This window comes from Neisseria benedictiae (assembly GCF_958267435.1).
GTDB lineage: Bacteria > Pseudomonadota > Gammaproteobacteria > Burkholderiales > Neisseriaceae > Neisseria > Neisseria bergeri.
The window spans coordinates 120,173-144,289 of sequence record NZ_CATQFV010000052.1 but is presented as its reverse complement, the minus strand read 5'-3'; the positions used below and the strand labels follow the sequence as shown (position 1 = coordinate 144,289).

Genomic DNA, 24,117 nt, shown 5'->3' with positions numbered 1-24,117 from the left:
TGCCGTCTGAAGGCTTCAGACGGCATTTTTTTGTTCAAATATCAATACCAGCCGCGCAGCTTCATCGCTTTTTCAACACGGCGGATACTCATCATATAAGACGCGGTTCGCAAATCGACATCATACTCTTGCGCCAAGTTCCAAATATCGCGGAACGCGCGGCGCAGGACGACGGTTTCTTTTTCCTGAACTTCGTCAAATTCCCAATAATAGCCTTGCAGGTTTTGCACCCACTCGAAATAGGAAACGACCACGCCGCCGCAGTTTGCTAAAATATCGGGCACGACCAATACGCCGTTTTGACGCAGGATAACGTCGGCTTCGGGCGTAGTCGGGCCGTTTGCGCCTTCAACCACGATTTTCGCGCGGACTTTACCGGCGTTTTCGGAAGTCAGTTGGTTTTCCAACGCGCAAGGGGCGAGTACGTCCACATCCAAAGCCAAAAGTTCGGCGTTGGTAATTTCTTTGCCGTAACCGGCTTCGTTGGTGATGAAGCCTTTTTCTTGGAACTCTTTAAACAGGGCTTCCATATCCAAGCCATTTTCATTGTAGATGGCAACGTCAACAGTAGATACGGCAACGACTTTCGCGCCGGCTTTGTGTGCATAGTAACCGGTGTGATAACCGACATTGCCGAAACCTTGAATGGCGTAAGTGGCACCTTTCACGTCTTTCCCCAGTTTTTCCAAAGCTTGGACGGCGGCGAAGTTCACGCCGTAACCGGTGGCTTCGGTACGCGCCAAAGAGCCGCCGAACTCAACCGGTTTGCCGGTAAATACGCCCGGTGCAGAATGTTTCACCACGTTTTCATAGGCATCCACCATCCAAGACATGATTTTGCCGTTGGTGTTCACATCAGGTGCGGGAATATCGATTTTTTCGCCGATCAACGGAGAAATGGCTTCGGAATAAGCGCGTGCGATGCGTTCCAGTTCCGCTTCGGAATAATCGCGTGGATCCAAGGTAACGCCGCCTTTGCCGCCGCCGTAAGGAATACCGGCCACGCAGCATTTGATGGTCATCCAAATCGACAGGGCTTTGACTTCGTCCAGATTCACACCGGGATGGAAGCGCACGCCGCCTTTATAGGGGCCGACGGCGTTGTTGTGTTGCGAACGGTAGCCCGTGAAGGTTTTGACTGTGCCGTCGTCGAGTTTGACGGGGAAATTGACTTCCAACACGCGGGTCGGACTCTTCAGGATTTCATAAACGGCCGGATCGGTTTTCAGCTGGTCGCAGGCGGTTTTGACCTGTTTTCGCGCGATTTCAAACGGATTGAGGGTTTCTTTTGCAAGGGCTTCAGACATTTTGCTTCCTTTTCACAAAAAGATTTTCAGGGGCGTGCATTCCGCTCATTACTATAACCAATTTCCCGACAAAATGTAATAGCGTGTAGTCGGCATAAGCCCGATTTGATTAATCTATATATGATTTTATTTTTCAAGCCGCACGGAATCCGTCTGAAAAAAGCGGAACACATATCCAAAAAGCAAATGTCCAATTAAATAAAGATATAAGAATCCTTTTATTTTTTAAAAATTTAATTGGAACGCCGCCGGGATTTGCACACCCTTCCCGACTCCGTTCCGAAATCCGGAAACACCGCCGGCAAAACCTGTTGCGATTGTTAACAATCCATACATTAGAAGCCCTGTGCAAACGATGTTAAAATAAACCCTTTCAACCCGACAGGAAACCGGATTATGAATGCAGCCATCGAACACGTCCAAGCCGTCGCCTTCGATTTGGACGGCACACTGTGCGATTCCGTCCCCGACCTTGCCGCCGCCGCAGAAGCGATGTTGGAACAACTCGGTATGAAACCGCTGCCCGCCAAAGTGGTCGAAAGCTATGTGGGCGACGGCATCGGCAAACTGGTTCACCGCGTCCTCACCAACGACCGCGACCGCGAAGCCGATTCCGAACTGTGGGAAAAAGGTTTCGTATCCTATATGAAATACTACCGCGACCATTTGAGCGTCTTCACCCGCCCCTATCCCGAAACCGCAGCCGGGCTGGCATTGCTCAAATCTTTGGGCATCCCGCTGGCAGTCATTACCAACAAAAACGAAATCCTTGCCGTCGAACTGTTGAAACAGCTCGGACTTGCCGACTACTTCAGCCTGATACTCGGCGGCGACAGCCTGCCCGAGAAAAAACCCAGCCCCCTGCCGCTGCAGCACGCCGCCGAAGTGTTAGGCATCGATGCCGCCAATATGATTATGGTCGGCGACTCGCGCAACGACATCATCGCCGCCAAAGCCGCCGGCTGCCTGAGCGTCGGCGTTACCTTCGGTTACGGCGATATGACGCTGCTCTCGCAAGACGATGCGACCCGCCCCGACTGGATTATCGGCTCGCTGCCCGAAATTTACGAAAACCTGCAACCGCAGAAAAATAAAGAAGAGTAGGCATTCGGACGGCACGCTATGCCGTCTGAAACCTGCCCCACGCCGAAACCGCCGCCATGAAACCGCAAAAATCCCTACGCGCCCGCGCGATGGACATCCTCTCGCGCCAAGAAGTCAGCCGCCTCGGTCTGAAGCGCAAACTTGCACCGCACGCCGAAAGCGAAGAGGAGTTGGAAAACGTGTTAAACGAATTTGCCGAACGCAACTGGCAGTCGGATTTGCGCTATGCCGAAGCCTATATCCGCAGCAAAAGCCGCAAACACGGTTTATTGAGGCTGAAACAGGCTTTGGCGCAACAGGGCATAGATGAAGAGACAAGCTACAAGCTGCTTCCGGACAGGTCGAGCGAAAAACAGACCGCCATGGACGTGTTGCGTAAAAAATTCAAACAGCCCGCCACCGACCTTAAAGAAAAACAAAAACAGGCACGCTTCCTCGCCTATCGCGGTTTTGATGCCGATACCGTTCAGACGGCATTGAAACGCGCTTGGGATGACGGCTGGGAGGAAGACTGCTGAACTGAATCCTTGAATCTTTTTGCACGGCAACGTAACCTTACGCCCATTTCCAACTTTTCCGATTGAGAACAAAATGTCCGAACAACCCGAAAAAAATCACAACCCGCTCCTTGAAGACGAACGCAAAAACCCGGTTTACCGTATGGGCCGGGCGGTTGCCGGATTCATGCTCGTCGTCTGGGCGGGCGTGCTGGCACTCGTGTTTTTCCTGGTCTTCCGTTTTTGGCTTTCCTAAACAAAATGCCGTCTGAAGGCTTCAGACGGCATCGGCGGCCCATTTCTGCAGGCTATCCCTCCATAGCTTTTTTTAGCTTGAATTCCACTTCCCCATTCCCTAAAATTTTCGCGCACCCATTTCAAAACACCCTTTCTTAAAACAGGTACACTATGACACAACAACGCCAACTGCCTTCCCACGAACTCATTATGTCCGAACTGATGATGCCGGACACCGCCAATTTCAGCGGCAACGTACACGGCGGCGAACTCCTGCTCCTGCTCGACCAAGTCGCCTATTCCTGCGCCAGCCGTTACAGCGGCAATTATTGCGTTACCCTGTCGGTTGACAAAGTCCTGTTTAAAGAACCCATCCACATCGGCGATTTGGTTACCTTTTACGCCGCTGTCAACTATACGGGACGCACCTCGATGGAAATCGGCATCCGTGTCGAAGCACAAAACATCCGCACCGGCGAAATCCGCCATACCAACAGCTGCTACTTCACGATGGTTGCGGTCAAAGACGGCAAACCCGTCCCCGTTCCCCCGCTGGAAATCCTGACCGACCGCCAACGCTGCCGCTACGAAAAAGCCAAAAAACGCAGAGACATCAGCCTGCAAGCCTCCGGAGACGTGTCCTGCAGCTGCTGACGGCGGACTATGCCGTCTGCAATACCGGACAAGCATTGTTCCAACATTCGGCATAATGGTTTGATTTATTGAAGCAAAATCGTCTGATTCCGACCCATCCGTTTTTCAACGCCGTTTTGAAACACAGCTGTGAAAATAAACGGCTGTGTTTTCATATTCCCTTGATGCAGCCCTAATCAATCGGACAAAATGCCTTTTATCCGATAAAGCCGCCCCCCGAACAGAAATAAGCGGCTTTTCCATTGCAAACGGATGAAATCAAGCGGATACCCAAACACAGTCAAACAAATTTATACGCCTTATCCCTTCTGAATGATTTGAAAACACAGCCGCCAAAAACAAAAATGCCGTCTGAAGACCTTTCAGACGGCATTTCCAACTTGATTTCAGGCAGAAAGTCAGAACGCGATATAGCTGTTCGGGTTAACCGGTTTGCCGTTTTGCCGCACCTCGAAATGAAGCTGCGTTCTGGAAGCATCGGTATTGCCCATCAAAGCGACCTGCTGCCCGCGTTTGACCTGCTGGCCCTCGCCGACCAGCAATTTTTGGTTGTGCCCGTATGCGGTCAGGAAGGAAGAATTATGCTGGATGATGACCAGGTTGCCATACCCCCTCAAACCGGAGCCGGCATAAACCACTTTGCCGTCAGCCGCCGCCAAAACGGGTTGTCCCGCATTTCCCGCAATATCGACACCCTTGTTGCCGCCGCCGAAATCGGCAATCACTTTGCCCGTCGTCGGACGCTGCCAAACAATGCCGGCAACCGTACGCGTGCCGGATGACGAAACGGCAGGAGATTGCGGGGCAGGCGCGGGGGCAGGAACCGCTTTATTTTCTACAACGGGCGCGGCAGGTTGCGGCGCGGACTGCACGGGCGGTTGCGCGGCGGGTTTCACAGGGGTTGGTACGGATACCGGCACGGCGGGCCTGCTTTCTACGGCTGCGGTTTTCGGTGCGGCATATCCTGCCGGCTTGACCTTCACGATCTGACCGATGCTCAACGTATTATCGGCCATACCGTTCCACGCACGGAAATCATCTTGAGAGATATGGTAGCGTTTGGAAATGTTGTACACCGTGTCGCCGCGCACAACGGTATGCGTCGCCGCATTGATGTCGACGGGCGCGTAAGAAGGAACATATGTACCCGAAACGGCAGGTGCAGGCGGCGGAACATAAGCAGGAGGCGTGTAAACCGGCGCAGTTTGCACGGGCGGCACATACGGCGCATCGTTGGCGGCAGGAGCGGCATTGTACGGCGTTGCGCCATAGGGGTTGTTGTAAACTGCCGAAGACGGCGCGTCCTGCATACCTGAATTGCCTGCAATGACAGGAGCAGGCTGTTGGGTGGCGCAACCGCCCAACAGAGCGGCAACGGCGGTACAAGCTGCCAAAAGTGTCGTTTGTTTCAACATAAGATAACCTTCATGTTCCGATATATAGCCTGAATGCGGCATATCATAATAAAAATGCGCGTTCTTCTCAAGCGCAAAGCCCGACGGTATTTGATAAAACGGTCAGTCCGTATGCCAGAACGCCGCCGTTTCCGCCATGTCCGGATAGGCGGTCAGGTCGATTTGCAGCGGCGTTACGGTAATGAAACCTGCTCCGCATTCACCGAAATCCGTCCCCTCTTCCCGATCGGAAACTTCGCCGACCGGCCCTATCCAATAAATCTGTTCGCCGCGCGGATTGCGCGCCGGAATGACGTTCTGACCGTGATGCCTCCTGCCCAAACGGGCGATTTTAATGCCCCGCACATCTTCCTGCGCGACGGCGGGGATATTGATGTTCCACAAAATGGGGGACTGCGGGGGGGTTTTGAAAAAATGCGCCAACAATGTCCACAGTGCCTTTTCTGCGGTTGCCCAATAGCGTCCGGAAGCGTCGTTTAAGGAAAACGCCACGGCGGGTATGCCCATAAGGTAGGCTTCGGTTGCCGCCGCAACCGTCCCCGAATAAAGCGTGTCGTCCCCCATATTCGCGCCCCGGTTAATGCCCGAAAAGACAAAATCGGCCTGAAAATCCGAAAATACAGACTGCCCGATGTGGATACAGTCGGTCGGCGTGCCGTTGACATAGTAGAACCCGTTTTGCGCCTGTTTCAACTGCAAAGGGCGTTCCAGCGTCAGCGAATTGCTGACCCCGCTCCTGTCGCGTTCGGGCGCAACCACCCTGACGTTGGCAAATTCCGCCGTAACGCGCGCCAAAACGGCGATGCCTTCGGAGAGGTAGCCGTCGTCGTTGGAAATCAAAACATTCATTCCGTATCCCACCTTATTCTTCGGACAGTCTGGTAATCCTGACCCGTTCGATGCGCTGCCCTTCTTTTTCGAGCACTTCAAACCGCCAACCGTGAAAATCGGCAAAATCGCCGACATCGGGGATGGTTTGCAATTCTTCCATAATCAGCCCGGCAACGGTATGGAAATCGGTATCTTCCTCCTGTTGCGGCAGATTGAGTTGGGATGCCAGCTCCACATATTCCAACGCGCCTTCCACCGTCAGGCTTTCATCGGGATTCCCCTGAACGGCGGGTTCTTCTTCGCGCTCGAATTCTTCGGGAAAGTCGCCGGCAATGGCTTCCAACAGGTCTTTCATCGTTACCATACCCAACACCGCGCCGAACTCGTCCACCACCAAAGCGTAATCCGCGCTGCTTTGGCGGAAGAGCTCGATTGCCCCCAGCGCGGTGGTACTATCGGGCAAAACGAGCGGCTGGCGCAATGCCGTCTGAATGTCGAGACCGCCTGTTTCCAGCAGTTGGGCGAGCAGGTCTTTCTTGTTGATGTAGCCCAAAGGTTCGTCCACGCCCGCCTTTCCGACAACGAGCAGGCGGCTGTAAGGCGTGTTTTGCAGTTGGGCATACTGTTCTTCACGGCTTTGGGAAATGTCCAGCCGTTCGATGTCGCGGCGGGGGATCATCACCCCCATAATCGGACGCTCGGCAAGCGTCAATACGCTGCGTATCATCGATTTTTCGTTTTCTTCAAAATGCGCGTCGTCCCCGGATTCGCCGCCCGCGTCGGCAAGCACGCTTTCGCGTATGCCCATCATACCCAAGACGTTTTCGGCGGTGCGCTTGCGCCACGAGCTGCCGATGTAGTCGTTTTTGCGGCTGTTGCGCTGGGAAATCTGGTTAAACAGTTCGATTAAAATCGAGAAGCCGATGGCGGCGTAGAGATAGCCTTTGGGAATATGGAAATGGAAGGCTTCGGCAATCAGGCTGAAACCGATCATCAACAAAAAACCAAGGCAGAGCATCACGACGGTGGGATGCCTGTCTACAAATTCGGTCAAGAGTTTGCTGGCGGAAATCATCACTGCCATTGCCACGACGACCGCGCCCATCGCGACGACGATGTGATCGACCATCGCCACGGCGGTAATGACCGAATCGATGGAAAACACGGCATCCAGTATCAGGATTTGCGCGACCACGCCCCAAAACGGCGCGTGTTTTTTCCGGCTGTCGGCAACGGTAAACCGGTTGTGCCCTTCGAGGCGTTCGTGCAGTTCGGTGGTGGCTTTGTACAGCAGGAAAATACCGCCCGCGAGCATAATCATGTCCTTGCCGGAAACGGCGAGGCCGCCGATTTGGAACAGCGGCTCGGTCAGCGTGATGATGTGCGCCATAAAGGCAAGCATAATGATGCGGATGACGACTGCCAGCCCCAGCCCGGTAATCCGTGCGCGGTCGCGCCGTGCGGGCTGGACCTTGTTTGCCAAAATCGCCACAAAGACAAGGTTGTCTATCCCCAATACGACTTCCAACACCAAAAGCGTGGCAAAACCTATCCAGGTATGCGGTTCTGCCAACCAACTGAAATCCATAATTTTCGTGTTCCTCGACAGTACGGCGGCGGCAAGGCTGCCGTTGTGTTTGCAATGTCCGGCATATTAGGGATACCGTCTGAACGCTGGTTTCAGACGGCATCGGGTTCAGTCGGCGATAAAGCCGTCTATCGGCGCGTAGCCCCGGGCATTTCCCTGCGCGTCCAGCACCACAATCCAATCTTTCTGCCTGCTGCCGGTAAAGGGCAGGAAATACCAGTCTTTATCTTCGGAAATATCTGCCTGCTTCAAAATATCGGCAACGGCGATTTTTCTCGCATCTGCCAATTTTTTCAGCGGCTTCATCGCCTTACGGATTTTATCCGCCTCTTGGCGGGAATACGGCAGCCACCGGTCCGGGCGCATACTCGGCTCTATGCCCTGCATAGACAAATCCAGGGTTTTGTTTTGTTCGTCCGCCGTATCCGGCTCTTTCAGCCCGACGCGGCGGATGCCGAACCACGACAGGCTTTGCAGCCCTTCCGGCGCTTTGTGCAAATCTTCAACCGCCACTTCGGCGGCGGTCACAACATTAATCCTGTCTTTTTCAAACGCCTCCACCACGGGACGCGCCAAAGAAACGCTGTGCAAACCGTACACCAACGCGGCAAGCTGGATCGCACCGGTCAGGGAAAAATCCACGGCTCGCGCCCTGCCTGTCTTTTTCGGACTGGACAATATCAGCGTCAGCAGCGGACCGCACACGATGTCTACCGCCACCACTAACTTATAAAGCGACAGACCGCCCGTCAGCTCGGCATAAGGATAAGGATACCAAACCTTAAAAACCAGCAATGCCGCCAGTCCTGCGACCGACAGGCTGATTAAGAGGTGCCAGCCCGCATTTTTCAACGCAAACCGCCATCTCGGGACTGTTTTTCCGTTTTCCATCATATCTTATTCAAATCAAAAATAACCGTAAAAACAGGGCGCATTGTACAACAGATAGAGACTGCTTAAAATGCTGCACCATCTGAAAACCTGCCGTTCAGACGGCATCCTTCACCCGACATCAATGCACAAATATTTCAATTCCAGATATTCGTCCGCACCGTATTTGCCACCTTCGCGCCCCAAACCGCTGCGTTTCACGCCGCCGAACGGTGCCGCTTCATTGCTGATTAAGCCCGTATTGATGCCGACCATACCGTATTCCAAGGCTTCGCCGACGCGCCATTGGCGGGCGGTGTCGGCGGTAAAAAGGTAGGCCGCCAAACCGTATTCCGTATCGTTGGCAGCCTCGATGACCTCGGCTTCGGTTTCAAAACAGAACACGGGACACAAAGGTCCGAAGGTTTCCTCGCGAGCTACCGCCATTTGCGCCGTTACGCCGCTTAAGACGGTCGGTTCGAAAAACGTTCCGCCCAACGCGCTGCGTTTGCCGCCGGTCAGGCAGACCGCACCTTTGGAGAGCGCGTCGGCGATGTGCTGCTCGACTTTTTCCACCGCTCTTTCCTCAATCAGCGGCCCTTGGTTTACGCCATCTTCCAAGCCGTTACCCAATTTGAGCGCGGCTGCCTTTTCACTCAATTTGCGGCAAAATTCGTCGTAAATGCCGGATTGGGCGTAAACGCGGTTGGTGCAGACGCAGGTCTGACCGCTGTTGCGGAACTTGCTGGTGAGCGCGCCTTCGACAGCTTTGTCCAAATCGGCATCGTCAAACACGATAAACGGCGCGTTGCCGCCCAGTTCCAAACTGAGTTTTTTAATGTCCGCCGCGCTGTCGGCAAAAATTTTCGCGCCGACTTCGGTCGAACCGGTGAAGCTGATTTTGCGGATAATCGGATTCGTGGCAAATTCACGGCCGATTTCCGAAGCGCGGCCGCTGACGACGGGAAGCAAATCCTGCGGCACGCCCGCTTCGTAAGCCAGCAAGGCCAGCGCATACGCGCTCAGAGGCGTAAGCGATGCGGGTTTGACTATCATCGCGCAGCCCACCGCCAAAGCAGGCGCGGCCTTGCGTGCAATCATTGCGGACGGGAAGTTCCACGGTGTAATCGCAGCGGTAACGCCGACGGGCTGTTTCAACACAACCAATTTTTGCGATGCTTTCACACTCGTCAACACATCGCCGTCAATCCGCCGCACCTCTTCGGCAAACCAGCGCACAAACGAAGCCGCATAATCGATTTCGCCGCGCGACTCGGTCAGGCTTTTACCCTGCTCCATCGTCATCAGTCGCGCCAGTAATTCTTTGTTTTCCTGAACTAAAAAATACCAACGCCACAATATATCGGCGCGTTCCAAAGCGGTTTTCGCCGCCCATAATTTTTGCGCTGCCGCCGCCTTTTGAATCAGATTTTTCAGCTTGTCCGAGCCTGTGTTGCGGACATACGCCAAAATTTCGCCCGTCGCCGGATTGCCGACCCCGATGCCGTCTGAAATCGGGGAAAGGGAAATATCGGGATGCTTGATTAATTGGGAATATTCGTTCATTTCGTGTCCTCCGGTATGCGGGATAACCGCTTTCAAATGCCGTCAATCTCGCGGACATTATCATCTTCATATTCCAAAACCGCAAACCCTTCCGATGCCGTCTGAAGCATCCGATCGGGCAGCGCAACATCCGGGCGGTGTCTGAATATGGCGTGGGTGCAATCCCTGTCGTTTAAGAAAAATACTTTTTATATAGTGGATTAAATTTAAATCAGGACAAGGCGACGAAGCCGCAGGCAGTACAAATAGTATGGCAAGGCGAGGCAACGCCGTACTGGTTTAAATTTAATCCGCTATACAATGGTAATCTTTAGAAAGAAAAGTAATGCAACCCTTTGACGGGGTGCAATATATAAGGAACAAAGATTGCAGTTGCAACGTGTGGTAGAGTATGGCAAAAATCGAAACATTACAGTCAAAATTACGGAGATCAAATAATGATTTTTAAACAGGATCAAAATTATTGGGCAGTTTGTGATGCTAATAAAGAAGCTCTGATTGTTCAAACATGTTCAGGTTTGGGGTTAATGGCAATAGACCACCTATATCCCCCCATATCCTGCCATTGGATACCGACAATGAAACTTTAGGCATGACGGTCTTACAAGCGTTGGCAAACAGCAGGACTTTCGTTTATAACAGTCCAGAAGACCAAGATTTTTTTGATACCGAAAAATTTCGGCAACGCTATGAGGATTGGGTTGCCAAGCTATGCGGGAACTTGGGCTATAAAACCAGACGCGCCCTATTTAAAAACATGATGAGCGGGGATATTTGGCTGCACAACGGCCGCCTGAAAATCAGCCCGAGCCGCCATGTCAAGCTGGAAGCGTGGGATGCCATTGATGCAGACGATGTAATTTTATCATTGGATAACAGCCCTGAAGAAATCGGAGCAGGTTTAAAGTTGGCATTGAGCCGCTGCCGATAGAATAAACCCGGAACAAAACGAAAAATAATCCACCACGCCCGAAAACCGCCGGAACCAGCCGACGGCCAAAACAAATCCGACATAAAAAACTGCCCGAAAAATCCGGACGGCGGTTCAAACAGGCTGCCCCGTTTAACGGGCGCGGCAGGAAGTTTCGACCGAATTGCCGTAGGCATCGGTAAAGCCGAAAAAGGCTTCGCCGCCTTTCTGGTGCCACTCAGCCCCATGTCCGAACAGACCGTTTTCTGCAGTATAACGTTCACCTGATGCAGCAACGGCGGAAGACAAAACAGCACGTTTGTCATCCAAACGTAATTCAACCTTTCCGCTGCCTAGCTGACGGACATGTACGGACAAACCGTTCTCACATGAGAATACCCCATCCGAAATCTGAGTAACCGTATGTTGAACAGGCTGCATAGAATCGTATCTGCCATGATGATGAATTTCAGGTGCGGCACAAGCAGCAAGAAGTAAAACCGATACGGCCGGTGTAAAGAATTTGATATTCATGAAAACTCCTCAATAAGAAACAAAATATAAATTAACCGCCCTGATTCCTTACCGACGGCTGTACCATACTATAAACAGATTCCCTTCTGCACAAGCCGGATAACCCGAATTTACCCAAAATCCATGAATATACAGACTATATAATCCATCTTTAACATTCTGATATTACTATTCTGTCTGCCTATGCCTTCCGAATACGCAATCCCCCTCCCGTCACTCCGGCAGAAATGTAAAATCCCCTCAAATAGCAGGTAAAAACTATTATCACAGTGTCAACTTGCGTTAAAATTACCCACGCTGTTCAGTGGTTTTGCACATATTTTCCCATTCCATTTTTACGCGAAGGTAAGAATAGGTGCTCTGCTAAACCCACTGTCTCAGCCACTTTATCAATCAGTCAAACTCCGGTTTGTGTCGGCATCGGATTACGGGTAGCCAACCGTTGCCCGTCCGCTCCGACATATCCCGACAGTATGAGATAAGGATTTATTCGATGAAATCACTCAAAACCTTCCTCATTTGGGGCATAGTGGTACTGGTCGGCTTAGCATCCTTTACCACTCTGGCCCTCAGCCGAGGCGAACAGGTCAGCGCAGTATGGATGGTCACCGCCGCCATATCCGTTTACTGCATCGCCTACCGTTTTTACAGCCTCTACATCGCCAACCGCGTAATGCGGCTCGATCCTAACCGCCTGACTCCGGCAGAACGCCACAACGACGGCTTGGACTACGTTCCGACGCACAAAGGCGTATTGTTCGGACACCACTTTGCCGCGATTGCGGGCGCGGGCCCTTTGGTCGGTCCGGTTTTAGCAGCGCAAATGGGTTACCTGCCCGGTACTTTGTGGATTATCTTCGGCGTGGTATTTGCCGGTGCGGTACAGGATATGATGGTCTTGTTCGTCTCTATGCGCCGCGACGGTAAGTCTTTGGGCGATATTGTGAAACAGGAACTCGGCACTGTTCCCGGCGTGATTGCCTCTATCGGTATTTTGATGATTATGGTCATCATTATGGCGGTGTTGGCGTTGATTGTCGTAAAAGCATTGGTTCACAGCCCTTGGGGTACGTTCACCATTGCCGCAACGATGCCGATTGCGCTGTTTATGGGTATTTACACGCGTTATATCCGTCCGGGCAAAATCGGTGAGATTTCCATCGTCGGCTTTATCCTGCTGATGCTGGCCGTAATTTACGGCGACAATGTGGCGAAAAGTTCCATCGGACATTGGTTCGACCTTGACGGCATCCAGCTCACTTGGGCGATTATGATTTACGGCTTTGTCGCCTCCGTATTGCCCGTATGGTTGCTGCTCACTCCGCGCGACTATCTCTCCACCTTCCTGAAAATCGGTACGATTGCGGCCTTGGCTTTGGGCATCGTCATCGTCAATCCCGCTTTGCAAATGCCTGCCGTAACCCACTTTATCGACGGTTCGGGTCCGGTATTCTCAGGTGCATTGTTCCCGTTCTTGTTCATTACCATCGCCTGCGGTGCGGTTTCGGGCTTCCACGCGCTGATTTCTTCCGGCACTACGCCGAAAATGCTGGAAAACGAAACCCACGTCCGTATGATCGGTTACGGCGGTATGTTGATGGAAAGTTTCGTAGCCATTATGGCGCTTGCCGCCGCCGCTTCGCTCGATCCCGGCGTGTACTTCGCCATGAACAGCCCAGCCGCCCTGATCGGTACGGATGCCAATACCGCCGCCGAAGTGATTACCACCAAGCTGCAATTCCCTGTCGATGCCGCAACCCTGTTGCACACCGCTAAAGAAGTCGGTGAAAACACCATCCTTTCCCGTGCAGGCGGTGCACCTACCCTCGCAGTCGGTATGGCACACATTATGAGCCGTCTGATTCCGGGCGAAGCCATGATGGCATTCTGGTATCACTTCGCCCTGTTGTTTGAAGCCTTGTTCATCCTGACTGCCGTCGATGCCGGCACGCGCGTTGCACGCTTCATGATTCAAGACTTGGGCAGTATCTTCTACAAACCTTTCGGCAACACCGACTCCATCCCTGCCAACCTGATTGCGACCTTCTTCGCCGTGGCATTGTGGGGCTACTTCCTCTACACCGGCGTAACCGACCCGCTGGGCGGTATCAACTCGCTCTGGCCTTTGTTCGGCATCGCCAACCAAATGCTGGCAGGCGTAGCCTTGATTATGTGCGCCGTTGTGTTGATTAAGATGAAACGCGACCGTTATGTTTGGGTGGCACTCGTTCCCGCCGTCGGCGTACTGTTTGTAACCTGCTACGCCGGTCTGCAAAAACTGTTCCACAGCGACCCGCGCGTCAGCTTCCTTGCCCACGCCGGCAAATACAGCGACGCATTGGCTAAAAACGAAGTCCTCGCGCCTGCTAAAGACATCGGCGAAATGGCGCAAATCATCTTCAACGACAAGATTAATGCCGGTCTGACCATCCTCTTCTTGTCGGTTGTCGTGATTGTCGCCGCGTACGGTTTGCGTACCGCCCTCAAAGCACGCAAAGTCGGCTGGCCGACCGCCAAAGAAATCCCGGCGGTGTACCGCGACGGCAAACAGCCGGAGGCACAAAGTGAAGCATAAGCTCGCGTCTTGGTGGAAAACCATCAAGCTGACGGCAAACTTGATGGCAGGCGTGCCCGATTATGAAAACTACGTTGCACAGCAGCGCAAACATAATCCCAACGCCCCCGTGATGACCAAGCTGCAATTTCAAGACTATTGCCGCAAACGCCGCTGCGGCGCAAACGGCGGACGCTGCTGTTAAGCCTGCTTGAAACAAATGCCGTCTGAAACCAATTTCAGACGGCATTTTATCTTGAAGTTCCACACCAAAAGGCAAATGGCTACAATATCCGGCATCAAGTCCCTATAGACCAACCATGAAAAACCTCATCATCTTCAACAAACCCTACGGCGTAATCTGCCAATTCTCACCGCACGAAAAACACAAAAGCCTCAAAGACTTCATCGGTCTGCCCGGCTTCTATCCCGCCGGACGGCTCGACACCGACAGCGAAGGGCTGCTTCTGCTGACAGACGACGGCAGGCTTCAGGCGCAAATCGCCGACCCGAAATTCAAACAGCCCAAAACCTACTGGGCGCAACTGGAAGGCTCGCCCGACGAAAGCCGTTTGGATATTCTGCGAAAAGGTGTGGACTTGGGCGATTTCACTGCCCGCCCCGCCTTCGTCCGCGTTTTAAATCCCGGCGAAGCCGAGTGTTTGTGGGAGCGCGTTCCGCCGATACGCGTCCGCAAAACCGTTCCCGATTTTTGGATTGAAATTACCATTTCCGAGGGCAAAAACCGCCAAGTCAGGCGAATGACCGCCAAGGCGGGCTATCCCTGCCTGCGCCTGGTCAGAGTAGCCAGCGGCAAACTGAAACTATTTGATTTGGATTTGAACCCCGGAGAATGGATATACGCTCCGTTTAAACCATAAAGCCGCATTGCCCTGCCATTATCCTTTTAAACCCACTTCTGCTGCTTCTGTACAGTTTGACCACATCGGCATTTTACAACAGCCGGCAAACCTTATTTTGCATCGGATTACCATTTAGAAAAGTCGGATCTGCATTTAAAAACAAACAGAACTCATCATTTCAAATACAAATAGTATCGATATTTATCTTTATTCCAACTTTTCTTCATCATTCTGATGTTTATTTATATTGAAAAGTGATATCATGGCAAATTTATTTGATTACATTTGAGGAAAATATGAGATCTTCTTTCCGGTTGAAGCCGATTTCTTTTTATCTTATAAGTGTTATGTTATACCATCATAGCTATGCAGAAGATGCAGGGCGCGCGGGCAGTGAGGCGCAGATACAGGTTTTGGAAGATGTGCACGTCAAGGCAAAGCACGTACCGAAAGACAAAAAGGTATTCACCGATGCACGTGCCGTATCGACCCGTCAGGATATATTCAAATCCAGCGAAAACCTCGATGCCATCGTCCGCAGCATACCCGGTGCGTTTACACAGCAAGATAAAAGCTCGGGCATTGTGTCTTTGAATATTCGCGGCGACAGCGGGTTCGGGCGGGTCAATACGATGGTGGACGGTATCACGCAGACCTTTTATTCGACTTCGACCGATGCAGGTAGGGCTGGCGGTTCTTCGCAATTCGGCGCATCCGTCGATACCAATTTTATTGCCGGCATGGATGTCGTCAAAGGCAGCTTCAGCGGATCGGCAGGCATCAACAGCCTTGCCGGTTCGGCGAACCTGCGGACTTTAAGCGTGGATGACGTCGTACAGGGCGACAATACCTACGGACTGCTGCTAAAAGGTCTGACCGGAACCAACTCAAACAAAGGCAATGCGATGGCAACGCTAGGTGCGCGCAAATGGCTGGAAAGCGGAGCATCTGTCGGTTTGATTTACGGACACAGCAGGCATAGCGTGGCTCAAAATTACCGGGTGGGCGGCGGCGGACAGCACATCGGAAATTTTGGTGAAGAATATCTGGAACGGCGCAAACAGCAATATTTTGTACAAGAGGGTGGTTTGAAATTCAATTCCGACAGCGGAAAATGGGAGCGGGATTTACAAAGGCAATACTGGGGAACCAAGTGGTATAAAAAATACGAAGACCCTCAAGAACTGCAAAAATATATCGAAGACCATGATAGAAGCTGGCGGGAGGACCTGGCGCCGCAATACGACATCACCCCCATCGATCCGTCAAGCCTGACACAGCAGTCAACAGGCAATCTGTTTAAATTGGAATACGACGGGCTGTCCAACAAATGGACTGCTCAATTTCGCGATTTAAACACCAAAATCGGCAGCCGGAAAATCATCAACCGCAATTATCAGTTCAATTATGGTTTATCTTTAAACCCATATGCCAACCTCAATCTGACCGCCGCGTATAATTCGGGCAGACAGAGATATCCGAAAGGGTCGAAGTTTACAGGCTGGGGACTTTTAAAGGATTTTGAAACCAACAACAATGCAAAAATCCTTGACCTCAATAATACTTCCTCCTTCCAACTGCCCCGTGAAACCGAGTTGAAAACCACTTTGGGTTTCAATTATTTCAACAACAAATACAGCAAAAACCGCTTCCCTGAAGAATTAGGCCTATTTTTCGACGGCCCCGACCAGGACAGCGGCCTTTATTCCTATTTGGGGCGGTTTAAGGGCGATAAAGGACTGTTGCCTCAAAAATCAACCATTGTCCAACCAGCCGGCAGCCAATATTTCAACACTTTCTACTTTGATGCCGCGCTCAAAAAAGACATTTACCGCTTAAACTACAGCACCAATACAATCAACTACCGTTTCGGCGGCGAATATACAGGCTATTACGGCTCGGAAGACGAATTTAAGCAGACATTCGGAGAAAACTCGCCGATATACAGGGAACATTGCAATCCGAGCTGCGAGCTTTATGAACCCGTATTGAAAAAATACGGCAAAAAGCGCGCCAACAACCATTCGGTCAGCATTAGTGCGGACTTCGGCGATTATTTCATGCCATTTGTCGGCTATTCGCGCACACACCGTATGCCCAACATCCAAGAAATGTATTTTTCCCAAATCGGCGACTCCGGCGTTAACACCGACCTAAAACCAGAGCGCGCAAACACTTGGCAATTTGGCTTTAATACCTATAAAAAAGGATTTTTAAAACAAGATGATATATTAGGATTAAAACTAGTCAGCTACCGCAGTCGCATTGACAACTACATCCACAACGTTTACGGGAAATGGTGGGACTTGAATGGGGATATCCCGAGCTGGGTTGACAGCACGAGGCTTGCCTACACCATCCAACACCGCAATTTCAAAGACAAAGTACACAAACACGGTTTTGAGTTGGAGCTGAATTACGATTATGGACGTTTTTTTACCAACCTTTCTTACGCCTATCAAAAAAGCACGCAACCGACCAACTTCAGTGATGCGAGCGAGTCCCCCAACAATGCCTCCAAAGAAGACCAACTCAAACAAGGTTATGGGTTAAGCAGAGTTTCCGCTCTGCCGCGAGATTATGGACGTTTGGAAGTCGGTACGCGCTGGTTGGGCAACAAACTGACTTTAGGCGGTGCAATGCGCTATTTCGGCAAGAGCATCCGCGCTACAGCGGAAGAACGCTATATCGACGGCACCAACGGGGGAAATACCAGCAATTTCCGGCAACTGGGCAAGCGTTCCATCAAACAAACCGAAACCCTTGCCCGCCAGCCTTTGATTTTTGATTTTTACGCCGCTTACGAGCCGAAGAAAAACCTTATTTTCCGCGCCGAAGTCAAAAATCTGTTCGACAGGCGTTATATCGATCCGCTCGATGCGGGCAATGATGCGGCAACGCAGCGTTATTACAGCTCGTTCGACCCGAAAGACAAGGACGAAGACGTAACGTGTAATGCTGATGGCTTGTGCAACGGCAAATACGGCGGCACAAGCCAAAGCGTATTGACCAATTTTGCACGCGGACGCACCTTTTTGATGACGATGAGCTACAAGTTTTAAAAACGGAAAGGGTTTTATCCGTCCGGCGGAACAAAAATATGCCGTCTGAACGTTCAGACGGCAGACAAAACGGCACTGCCCGATAAAGGCAGTGCCGTTGTCCGTTTCAAACCGTGAAACATCAGCCCAAATCAAAGGCTTTATGCAATACCCTGGTTGCCAGTTCCATGTATTTTTCATCAATCAATACGGAAACTTTGATTTCAGAAGTTGAAATCATTTGGATGTTGATGCCTTCTTCTGCAAGGGTACGGAAGATTTTGGCGGCTACGCCGACGTGCGAACGCATACCCAAACCGACTGCGGAGACTTTGCACACGGTGTCGTCGCCGTCGATAGAAGCCGCACTGATGCTGTCTTGGCGTTCGGACAGGATTTCCAAAGTCTGTTTGTAATCGCCGCGCGGTACGGTGAAAGAAAAATCGGTCGTGCCTTCGCTGCCGACGTTTTGGATAATCATATCGACTTCGATGTTGGCATCGGCAACCGCGCCTAAAATCTGATAGGCAACGCCGGGTTTGTCGGGTACGCCGCGCACGTTGATGCGGGCTTGGTTTTTGTCGAATGCGATACCGGTTACGGCGGCTTTTTCCATATTGTCGTCCTCTTCAAATGTGATTAAAGTGCCGTTGCCGCCGTCTTGCAGGCTGCTCAGTACGCGCAGGCGCACTTTGTATTTTCCGGCAAATTCTACTGAACGGATTTGCAAAACTTTCGAGCCGAGGCTTGCCAGCTCAATCATTTCTTCAAACGTTACCGTATCCATACGGCGCGCTTCGGGTACGACGCGGGGGTCGGTGGTGTAAACGCCGTCCACGTCGGTATAGATTTGGCATTCATCCGCTTTGAGGGCTGCGGCAAGCGCAACGGCGGAGGTGTCGGAACCGCCACGTCCGAGTGTGGAAATATCGCCTTCGCTGCTGATGCCTTGGAAGCCGGCGACGATGACGACTTTGCCTTCGGCGAGGTCGGCGCGCATTTTTTCGTCATCGATGCTTTCGATGCGGGCTTTGGTGTGGGCAGTATCGGTTTTGAGGGCGACCTGCCAGCCGGTGTAGCTCTTGGCATCCACGCCGATGTCTTTCAATGCCATCGCCAAAAGGCCGATGGTAACCTGTTCGCCGGTAGACAAAACCACGTCCAATTCGCGCGGATCGGGGTGCTCCTGCATTTCGTGCGCCAGCGCAACCAGGCGGTTGGTTTCGCCGCTCATGGCGGATACGACGACGACGATGTCGTGTCCTTCGGCGCGGACTTTGGCGACACGTTTGGCTACGTTTTTGATGCGTTCGGGCGAGCCTACCGATGTGCCGCCGTATTTGTGTACGATTAACGCCATGTTTCGTGCTTTCTTGTGTGGGATTGGTCGGGCAGCATAGTTTGCTGGAAAAGCGGCTATTATTACTATTTTTTACATGAAGTTCAAGAACGGACTGCGCTTTCCCGCCTGCCGTTTGACAGCGGTCAGCAAAAAACCTGTTCTTTCAGATTTTTGACAAAATGCCGTCTGAACGGTTTTCAGACGGCATCCGGACGACAATCAGGCGGTGGACAACGCATTTTGCTGATAACGCAGCAGTTCGCCTATGCCTTTTTGCGCCAGTGCAACCAGTTTGCCCAACTCGTCCAAACTGAACGGCGCGCCTTCCGCCGTCCCCTGTATTTCGATGATTTTGCCCGAAGCGGTCATGACGATGTTCACATCACTGTCGCAGCCGGAGTCTTCGGGATAATCCAAATCCAGAAGCGGTACGCCGTTCACTACGCCTGCTGATACGGCGGCAACGGCCTCACGAATCGGATTTTCGGTCAATATGCCGTCTGAAATCAGCTTTCCGACGGCAATGTGCAGCGCGACAAACGCGCCGGTAATGGATGCTGTGCGCGTGCCACCGTCCGCCTGAATCACATCGCAATCAATCAGGATTTGTCGTTCGCCGAGTTTTTCCATATCCACAACCGCGCGCAGCGAACGCCCGATCAAACGTTGGATTTCTTGTGTGCGTCCCGACTGTTTGCCCGCCGAAGCTTCGCGGCGCATCCGGGAAGCGGTGGACGCAGGCAGCATCCCGTATTCTGCGGTTACCCAGCCTTGGTTTTTGCCGCGCAGAAACGGCGGGACGTTTTCGTCTATGGAGGCTGTGCAGATGACTTTGGTGTTGCCGCATTCAATAAGGCACGAACCGTCCGTATGCGGCAGGAAATGAGGGGTGATTTTGATATCGCGCAGGCTGTCGGCGGCGCGTGAGGTGCGGATATAATCAGGCATACTGCCCTCCCGTTAAAAACAGATAAATTAAAAAGCCTTAAATATGAAAAATCACATTTAAGGCCTTCAAACTGAAAATTTCTACGCTTCTTCGGCTTTACTGCGGATAATCAGCAGCGGCAGATGGCTTTGGCGCATTACCGTTTCGGCAAAACTACCCATTAAAAGGTGCATCAGGCCGGTGCGTCCGTGCGTGCCCAACACCAGCAGGTCGGCACCGTTTTCATCGGCATAATCGACCAAATCCTGCGCCATTTCGCGCGCACCCTTATTGGCAACCAGCAGGTGTTTGACGGTATTTTCCACACCCAGTTCCCGGGCGGTGCGCTCGGCGGCATCCAAAACCTCGTTGCCTTGTGCAATGGCGGCTGCCTCGTAACTCTCGTGTTGCAAAAATTCAGGGGCAAGCGCCATATATTCGGCAGGATTGGCAACGTGCACCAAAGTCAGGCGCGCGTTGTTGACTCCTGCAAGTTCGGCGGCATGTTTCAGGGCATTGATGGAAGTTTCACTGCCGTCAACGGCAACGACCAGATGTTTGTACATATCGTATTCTCCTTTTGCACCGCCTCGCGGTGCCGTCTTGTCGGATGGGCGCAGAGACAGTTTGCGCCGTTTCATTATAGACCCGCCGTCGGGCTTTATACAACAGCCGAACAGCCCGATCGCTTTCCAGTATAATATGCCGCTTCCGTGCAGTCAGGCATTTTTTGCCGGCTTTCGTTCACTTTTTGATTTGACGCAATCTTGCAGGATTCGACCATGTCCGACAACGCTTTGACCTCTTCGCGACGCTTCGGCGGCATCGCCAGACTCTACGGAGACTCTGCCTTGGCGCACTTTTCACAGGCACACATCTGCGTAGTCGGCGTGGGCGGTGTCGGCTCGTGGGCGGTCGAAGCTTTGGCAAGAACGGGCATCGGACATTTAACCCTGATTGATTTGGACAATGTTGCCGAATCCAATGTCAACCGCCAGCTGCACGCCCTGACCGGCGACTTCGGCAAGGCGAAAGTTACCGCCCTGCGCGAACGCATTACACAAATCAATCCGCAATGCGAAGTGTTTGAAATTGAAGATTTCGTTACCGAAGACAATTTGCCGGAATACTTCGGAAAAGGTTTTGATTTCGTCATCGACGCAATCGACCAAGTGCGCGTCAAAGCGGCAATGGCGGCTTATTTTGTGGAACGCAAACAACCGTTTGTCCTCAGCGGCGGCGCGGGCGGACAAAAAGATCCGGCGTTGATCCAAACCGCCGATTTGAGCCGCGTAACCCACGACCCGCTGCTTGCCAACCTGCGCTACACCTTGCGGAAACGCTACGGCTTCAGCCGCGATACGAAAGCCAAAATGCGCGTGCCGTGCGTGTTCTCAACCGAAAACATCACGCCGCCGCAATCAGGCGCGGCGTGTTCTGCCGATACCGCACCGCAGGGCTTGTCGTGCGCCGGCTATGGCGCAAGCATGCTCGTTACCGCTTCATTCGGACTGTATTGCGCACAGGCGGCGGTGGAACACATCGTGGGCAAAAAATAAGCAATGCCGTCTGAAACAGGATTCAGACGGCATTTAAACAAACTATGGTTATGATTTAGGACAACAAAGGATACGGATAAAAAATAACATAAAATATATGATTCCTAATAATATACTAAGTATCGGAGAGCTATTTAATGGAATTCGTTAATAATTTAGTTATTTTTTCATTTTTATTACTAATGCTTATTCCGATATTTTTTGTAGTATATGGTATATACTAGAAGATGGGTTCCAAAAACAAACAATGGTGGAATTTCAACAATGTTTCCAAAATCATGGGATGGTGCTCGCATCAAAAATGAAGTTGAACATGCATTTGCAAATAAAACAATTAGTATAGAATTGCGCGGTGGAAAACCTACTCGAATATGGAAAGGCATTACACCAAGTGGTGTAAAAGTTGAAGGTTATTTAGAACCAAATATTACTGTTTATCCTAAAATGTAAATTAATAAGAAATAAGTATGAGTTTAATATTTACTAAAGATTTTTTCAAAGATGGAAGTAATGATAGGTTTGGTGTTTTTGAAACTAATGATAATTTAGCTTGGCTAGGTAGTTTTTTAATGGATGATGGTGGAGTAGGAGTTTTGCATTTATTAAAAATGTCAGAATCTTTATTAAAAGAAATACAAGAAAATGCATCATCACAAGAAGAAATTTATCAATATAGAGAAAATTTAGGGGTCATTATTAATGGCGACATAGTACAAATAGATAGCTTGCTAACTGATGAAATTGTTTCTGTGATATCAACAAAAATTTTTACAGAAAAATTAAAAGAATGTATTAATTTTATTAAGAAAAATTATACCACCGAATTTGAGCAAGCGCATGGTAAGATACGTTATCGCAAAATATGTATCCTAAGAACAAGTTTTACATTATTAGTGGTAATACTTTGCAGTATGTATTACATATATTGCCGTTATCTTGACCAACAAAAAGTAGCTTATTATTGCATAGATGAACAATGTATTTCTATTGTTCATCTATACAAAGATTATGGTATAAACTCTCCCGCATATGCGAGAATTTACGCAGGAAAAATATTGTTTAGATTTCAAGTAAGAGCTAAAAATTACGCTGAATTACTTATGGAAGATGATATATCAATTAGTAAAAAAATTTTGGGGAATAAATTTATCATTTATGGGTCGCTACCTGTAATATACGGTAATGTAGATAATATTGAAGTAAAAGAAGCTACTGGTTATATAGATAGAGCCAGTACTGATTATATTGTCTCAAGAAACTTAAAATTCAGACATTTATATTAATTAAGAGGTTTTAGCAAGACCGTATTCACAACCTGCTCCTTTTCAAAACATTTGCATTTAAAAGCCGTTATAATGCCGTCTGAACATCTGCCCGACCACATTACGCGTGAATGCCGGCAGATTGTTTTCTTTTGTAAACTTAATATTGAAATCCACTTACCGATTCACGCCATGCCGCCCATTCCTGCCCCATCCGCACCATCCGAGCACACCGTCGCATGGGTATTCGGCCAACCCGTTACCGATTTGCCCCGGGATTTGTTTATTCCGCCCGACGCGCTGAAAGTCGTATTGGGCAGTTTTCAAGGCCCTTTGGATTTGCTGCTGTATCTGATCCGCAAACAGAACATCGACGTACTGGATATTCCAATGGTGAAGATTACCGAACAGTATCTGCACTACATTGCCCAAATGGAAGCCTATCAATTTGATTTGGCGGCGGAATATCTTTTGATGGCGGCGGTATTGATTGAGATTAAATCCCGCCTGCTGCTGCCGCGCCCCGAAGAAACTGAAGAAAACGAGGCCGACCCGCGTGCCGAGCTGGTGCGCCGCCTGCTGGCTTACGAACAAATGAAGCTGGCGGCACAGGGCTTGGACGCGCTGCCCCGCGCCGGACGGGATTTCGCGTGGGCATATCTGCCTTTGGAAATCGCCGCCGAGGTCAGGCTGCCCGAAGTCTATATTGCCGACCTGACGCAGGCTTGGCTGGGGATTTTGTCGCGGGCGAAACACACCCGCAGCCACGAAGTCATCCAAGAAACCCTTTCCGTGCGCGAGCAAATGGCGGCAATCCTGCGCCGTCTGAACGGACACGGGATATGCGGGTTTCACGACCTGTTCAATCCCGAACAGGGTGCGGCTTACGTGGTCGTCAACTTCATCGCGCTGCTGGAGCTTGCCAAAGAAGGATTGGTCAGAATCGTGCAGGAAGTCGGTTTCGGAGAAATCCGAATCAGCCTCAATCATCAAGAAACGCCTTCAGACGGCATAACCGGGACAGAAACACCGGATTGACCTATTTAAAAAGGAAC

At 51.0% G+C, this 24,117-nt stretch carries 21 protein-coding genes and 3 pseudogenes; 14 read left to right on the top strand and 10 right to left on the bottom strand.

The window, feature by feature from the left end:
- Positions 1 to 41: 41 nt before the first annotated feature.
- On the bottom strand, positions 42 to 1,307 hold the full coding sequence (locus Q3O12_RS05815) for a Glu/Leu/Phe/Val family dehydrogenase (protein ID WP_301669711.1): 1,266 nt from the start codon (positions 1,305 to 1,307) through the stop codon (positions 42 to 44).
- Between the two features lie 396 nt (positions 1,308 to 1,703).
- Here Q3O12_RS05815 and Q3O12_RS05810 point away from each other — a divergent pair, with 396 nt between their 5' ends.
- The 4 genes from Q3O12_RS05810 (at position 1,704) to Q3O12_RS05795 (ending at position 3,799) form a co-directional block, all read left to right on the top strand.
- A complete protein-coding gene (locus tag Q3O12_RS05810; RefSeq protein ID WP_118780429.1) occupies positions 1,704 to 2,411 on the top strand; it encodes a phosphoglycolate phosphatase in 708 nt (235 codons plus the stop codon).
- A 56-nt stretch (positions 2,412 to 2,467) separates the two neighbouring features.
- Positions 2,468 to 2,929, top strand: a complete 462-nt coding sequence (gene recX, locus Q3O12_RS05805; RefSeq protein WP_301669710.1) for a recombination regulator RecX — start codon at positions 2,468 to 2,470, stop codon at positions 2,927 to 2,929.
- A 73-nt stretch (positions 2,930 to 3,002) separates the two neighbouring features.
- On the top strand, positions 3,003 to 3,164 hold the full coding sequence (locus tag Q3O12_RS05800) for a hypothetical protein (protein ID WP_003714510.1): 162 nt from the start codon (positions 3,003 to 3,005) through the stop codon (positions 3,162 to 3,164).
- 152 nt (positions 3,165 to 3,316) lie between these two features.
- Complete coding sequence (locus Q3O12_RS05795; RefSeq protein ID WP_301669709.1) at positions 3,317 to 3,799, top strand: acyl-CoA thioesterase; 483 nt, start codon at positions 3,317 to 3,319, stop codon at positions 3,797 to 3,799.
- A 398-nt stretch (positions 3,800 to 4,197) separates the two neighbouring features.
- On the opposite strand, the gene Q3O12_RS05790 is transcribed toward Q3O12_RS05795, so the two are convergent.
- The 5 genes from Q3O12_RS05790 to Q3O12_RS05770 all read right to left on the bottom strand — a co-directional run bounded on the left by Q3O12_RS05790 (position 4,198) and on the right by Q3O12_RS05770 (position 10,069).
- Entirely contained in the window at positions 4,198 to 5,214 is a 1,017-nt protein-coding gene (locus Q3O12_RS05790; protein ID WP_096108509.1) for a peptidoglycan DD-metalloendopeptidase family protein, read from the bottom strand.
- A gap of 102 nt (positions 5,215 to 5,316) precedes the next feature.
- The gene (gene surE / locus Q3O12_RS05785) at positions 5,317 to 6,063 is read right to left on the bottom strand and encodes a 5'/3'-nucleotidase SurE (RefSeq protein ID WP_003710594.1); all 747 of its coding nucleotides are present in this window, start codon (positions 6,061 to 6,063) and stop codon (positions 5,317 to 5,319) included.
- A 13-nt stretch (positions 6,064 to 6,076) separates the two neighbouring features.
- The gene (locus tag Q3O12_RS05780) at positions 6,077 to 7,633 is read right to left on the bottom strand and encodes a TerC family protein (protein WP_003710595.1); all 1,557 of its coding nucleotides are present in this window, start codon (positions 7,631 to 7,633) and stop codon (positions 6,077 to 6,079) included.
- 108 nt (positions 7,634 to 7,741) lie between these two features.
- Complete coding sequence (locus Q3O12_RS05775; RefSeq protein ID WP_301669708.1) at positions 7,742 to 8,527, bottom strand: fimb protein; 786 nt, start codon at positions 8,525 to 8,527, stop codon at positions 7,742 to 7,744.
- Positions 8,528 to 8,635: 108 nt separating this feature from the next.
- Positions 8,636 to 10,069, bottom strand: a complete 1,434-nt coding sequence (locus tag Q3O12_RS05770) for an NAD-dependent succinate-semialdehyde dehydrogenase (RefSeq protein WP_301669707.1) — start codon at positions 10,067 to 10,069, stop codon at positions 8,636 to 8,638.
- 191 nt (positions 10,070 to 10,260) lie between these two features.
- On the opposite strand from Q3O12_RS05770, the pseudogene Q3O12_RS05765 reads away from it, so the two are divergent.
- Positions 10,261 to 10,368 (top strand): annotated as a pseudogene (locus Q3O12_RS05765) (IS5/IS1182 family transposase); the annotation flags it as partial.
- A gap of 138 nt (positions 10,369 to 10,506) precedes the next feature.
- A pseudogene (locus tag Q3O12_RS05760) lies at positions 10,507 to 11,000 on the top strand (contact-dependent growth inhibition system immunity protein).
- A gap of 132 nt (positions 11,001 to 11,132) precedes the next feature.
- On the opposite strand, the gene Q3O12_RS05755 reads toward Q3O12_RS05760, so the two are convergent.
- Positions 11,133 to 11,513 carry an MliC family protein gene (locus tag Q3O12_RS05755; protein WP_301669706.1) on the bottom strand — a complete coding sequence of 127 codons (381 nt, stop codon included), beginning with the start codon at positions 11,511 to 11,513 and terminating at the stop codon, positions 11,133 to 11,135.
- A 493-nt stretch (positions 11,514 to 12,006) separates the two neighbouring features.
- On the opposite strand from Q3O12_RS05755, the gene Q3O12_RS05750 reads away from it, so the two are divergent.
- The 4 genes from Q3O12_RS05750 to Q3O12_RS05735 all read left to right on the top strand — a co-directional run bounded on the left by Q3O12_RS05750 (position 12,007) and on the right by Q3O12_RS05735 (position 17,992).
- Positions 12,007 to 14,088 carry a carbon starvation CstA family protein gene (locus Q3O12_RS05750; protein ID WP_301669705.1) on the top strand — a complete coding sequence of 694 codons (2,082 nt, stop codon included), beginning with the start codon at positions 12,007 to 12,009 and terminating at the stop codon, positions 14,086 to 14,088.
- Positions 14,078 to 14,272, top strand: a complete 195-nt coding sequence (locus Q3O12_RS05745) for a YbdD/YjiX family protein (RefSeq protein ID WP_002212918.1) — start codon at positions 14,078 to 14,080, stop codon at positions 14,270 to 14,272. The genes Q3O12_RS05750 and Q3O12_RS05745 overlap by 11 nt, the downstream gene beginning before the upstream one ends.
- 115 nt (positions 14,273 to 14,387) lie before the next feature.
- A complete protein-coding gene (locus Q3O12_RS05740) occupies positions 14,388 to 14,948 on the top strand; it encodes an rRNA large subunit pseudouridine synthase E (protein ID WP_301669704.1) in 561 nt (186 codons plus the stop codon).
- Between the two features lie 278 nt (positions 14,949 to 15,226).
- Positions 15,227 to 17,992 (top strand): TonB-dependent receptor domain-containing protein, encoded by a 2,766-nt coding sequence (locus Q3O12_RS05735; protein ID WP_301669703.1) that lies wholly within the window; start codon positions 15,227 to 15,229, stop codon positions 17,990 to 17,992.
- 121 nt (positions 17,993 to 18,113) lie between these two features.
- Here the strand turns inward: Q3O12_RS05735 and Q3O12_RS05730 are convergent, their stop codons facing one another.
- The 3 genes from Q3O12_RS05730 to Q3O12_RS05720 all read right to left on the bottom strand — a co-directional run bounded on the left by Q3O12_RS05730 (position 18,114) and on the right by Q3O12_RS05720 (position 20,807).
- Entirely contained in the window at positions 18,114 to 19,331 is a 1,218-nt protein-coding gene (locus Q3O12_RS05730) for an aspartate kinase (RefSeq protein WP_301669702.1), read from the bottom strand.
- Between the two features lie 201 nt (positions 19,332 to 19,532).
- Positions 19,533 to 20,261 carry a ribonuclease PH gene (gene rph, locus Q3O12_RS05725; RefSeq protein WP_301669701.1) on the bottom strand — a complete coding sequence of 243 codons (729 nt, stop codon included), beginning with the start codon at positions 20,259 to 20,261 and terminating at the stop codon, positions 19,533 to 19,535.
- Between the two features lie 81 nt (positions 20,262 to 20,342).
- Positions 20,343 to 20,807, bottom strand: coding sequence for a universal stress protein (locus tag Q3O12_RS05720; RefSeq protein WP_301669700.1), 465 nt, complete (start codon positions 20,805 to 20,807; stop codon positions 20,343 to 20,345).
- 216 nt (positions 20,808 to 21,023) lie between these two features.
- Here Q3O12_RS05720 and Q3O12_RS05715 point away from each other — a divergent pair, with 216 nt between their 5' ends.
- The 4 genes and pseudogenes from Q3O12_RS05715 (at position 21,024) to Q3O12_RS05700 (ending at position 24,100) form a co-directional block, all read left to right on the top strand.
- Positions 21,024 to 21,800: a tRNA threonylcarbamoyladenosine dehydratase gene (locus tag Q3O12_RS05715; protein WP_301669699.1), complete on the top strand. Its 777-nt coding sequence runs from the start codon at positions 21,024 to 21,026 to the stop codon at positions 21,798 to 21,800.
- Positions 21,801 to 22,010: 210 nt separating this feature from the next.
- Positions 22,011 to 22,250: an EndoU domain-containing protein gene (locus Q3O12_RS05710; protein WP_003713859.1), complete on the top strand. Its 240-nt coding sequence runs from the start codon at positions 22,011 to 22,013 to the stop codon at positions 22,248 to 22,250.
- Between the two features lie 392 nt (positions 22,251 to 22,642).
- Positions 22,643 to 23,083, top strand: a pseudogene (locus Q3O12_RS05705) (hypothetical protein); the annotation flags it as partial.
- 171 nt (positions 23,084 to 23,254) lie between these two features.
- Positions 23,255 to 24,100 carry a segregation and condensation protein A gene (locus tag Q3O12_RS05700; RefSeq protein ID WP_301669725.1) on the top strand — a complete coding sequence of 282 codons (846 nt, stop codon included), beginning with the start codon at positions 23,255 to 23,257 and terminating at the stop codon, positions 24,098 to 24,100.
- The last annotated feature ends 17 nt before the right edge of the window (positions 24,101 to 24,117 follow it).

Bases quoted from the DNA above. Each gene is read 5' to 3' on its own strand.
- Q3O12_RS05810 (WP_118780429.1), top strand. From the start codon at position 1,704: ATGAATGCAGCCATCGAACACGTCCAAGCCGTCGCCTTCGATTTGGAC.
- Q3O12_RS05790 (WP_096108509.1), bottom strand. From the start codon at position 5,214: ATGTTGAAACAAACGACACTTTTGGCAGCTTGTACCGCCGTTGCCGCT.
- surE (WP_003710594.1), bottom strand. From the start codon at position 6,063: ATGAATGTTTTGATTTCCAACGACGACGGCTACCTCTCCGAAGGCATC.
- Q3O12_RS05815 (WP_301669711.1), bottom strand. From the start codon at position 1,307: ATGTCTGAAGCCCTTGCAAAAGAAACCCTCAATCCGTTTGAAATCGCG.
- Q3O12_RS05780 (WP_003710595.1), bottom strand. From the start codon at position 7,633: ATGGATTTCAGTTGGTTGGCAGAACCGCATACCTGGATAGGTTTTGCC.
- Q3O12_RS05715 (WP_301669699.1), top strand. From the start codon at position 21,024: ATGTCCGACAACGCTTTGACCTCTTCGCGACGCTTCGGCGGCATCGCC.
- Q3O12_RS05755 (WP_301669706.1), bottom strand. From the start codon at position 11,513: ATGAATATCAAATTCTTTACACCGGCCGTATCGGTTTTACTTCTTGCT.
- Q3O12_RS05710 (WP_003713859.1), top strand. From the start codon at position 22,011: ATGGTATATACTAGAAGATGGGTTCCAAAAACAAACAATGGTGGAATT.
- Q3O12_RS05775 (WP_301669708.1), bottom strand. From the start codon at position 8,527: ATGATGGAAAACGGAAAAACAGTCCCGAGATGGCGGTTTGCGTTGAAA.
- Q3O12_RS05720 (WP_301669700.1), bottom strand. From the start codon at position 20,807: ATGTACAAACATCTGGTCGTTGCCGTTGACGGCAGTGAAACTTCCATC.
- Q3O12_RS05700 (WP_301669725.1), top strand. From the start codon at position 23,255: ATGCCGCCCATTCCTGCCCCATCCGCACCATCCGAGCACACCGTCGCA.
- rph (WP_301669701.1), bottom strand. From the start codon at position 20,261: ATGCCTGATTATATCCGCACCTCACGCGCCGCCGACAGCCTGCGCGAT.
- Q3O12_RS05740 (WP_301669704.1), top strand. From the start codon at position 14,388: ATGAAAAACCTCATCATCTTCAACAAACCCTACGGCGTAATCTGCCAA.
- Q3O12_RS05795 (WP_301669709.1), top strand. From the start codon at position 3,317: ATGACACAACAACGCCAACTGCCTTCCCACGAACTCATTATGTCCGAA.
- Q3O12_RS05750 (WP_301669705.1), top strand. From the start codon at position 12,007: ATGAAATCACTCAAAACCTTCCTCATTTGGGGCATAGTGGTACTGGTC.
- recX (WP_301669710.1), top strand. From the start codon at position 2,468: ATGAAACCGCAAAAATCCCTACGCGCCCGCGCGATGGACATCCTCTCG.
- Q3O12_RS05730 (WP_301669702.1), bottom strand. From the start codon at position 19,331: ATGGCGTTAATCGTACACAAATACGGCGGCACATCGGTAGGCTCGCCC.
- Q3O12_RS05735 (WP_301669703.1), top strand. From the start codon at position 15,227: ATGAGATCTTCTTTCCGGTTGAAGCCGATTTCTTTTTATCTTATAAGT.
- Q3O12_RS05800 (WP_003714510.1), top strand. From the start codon at position 3,003: ATGTCCGAACAACCCGAAAAAAATCACAACCCGCTCCTTGAAGACGAA.
- Q3O12_RS05770 (WP_301669707.1), bottom strand. From the start codon at position 10,069: ATGAACGAATATTCCCAATTAATCAAGCATCCCGATATTTCCCTTTCC.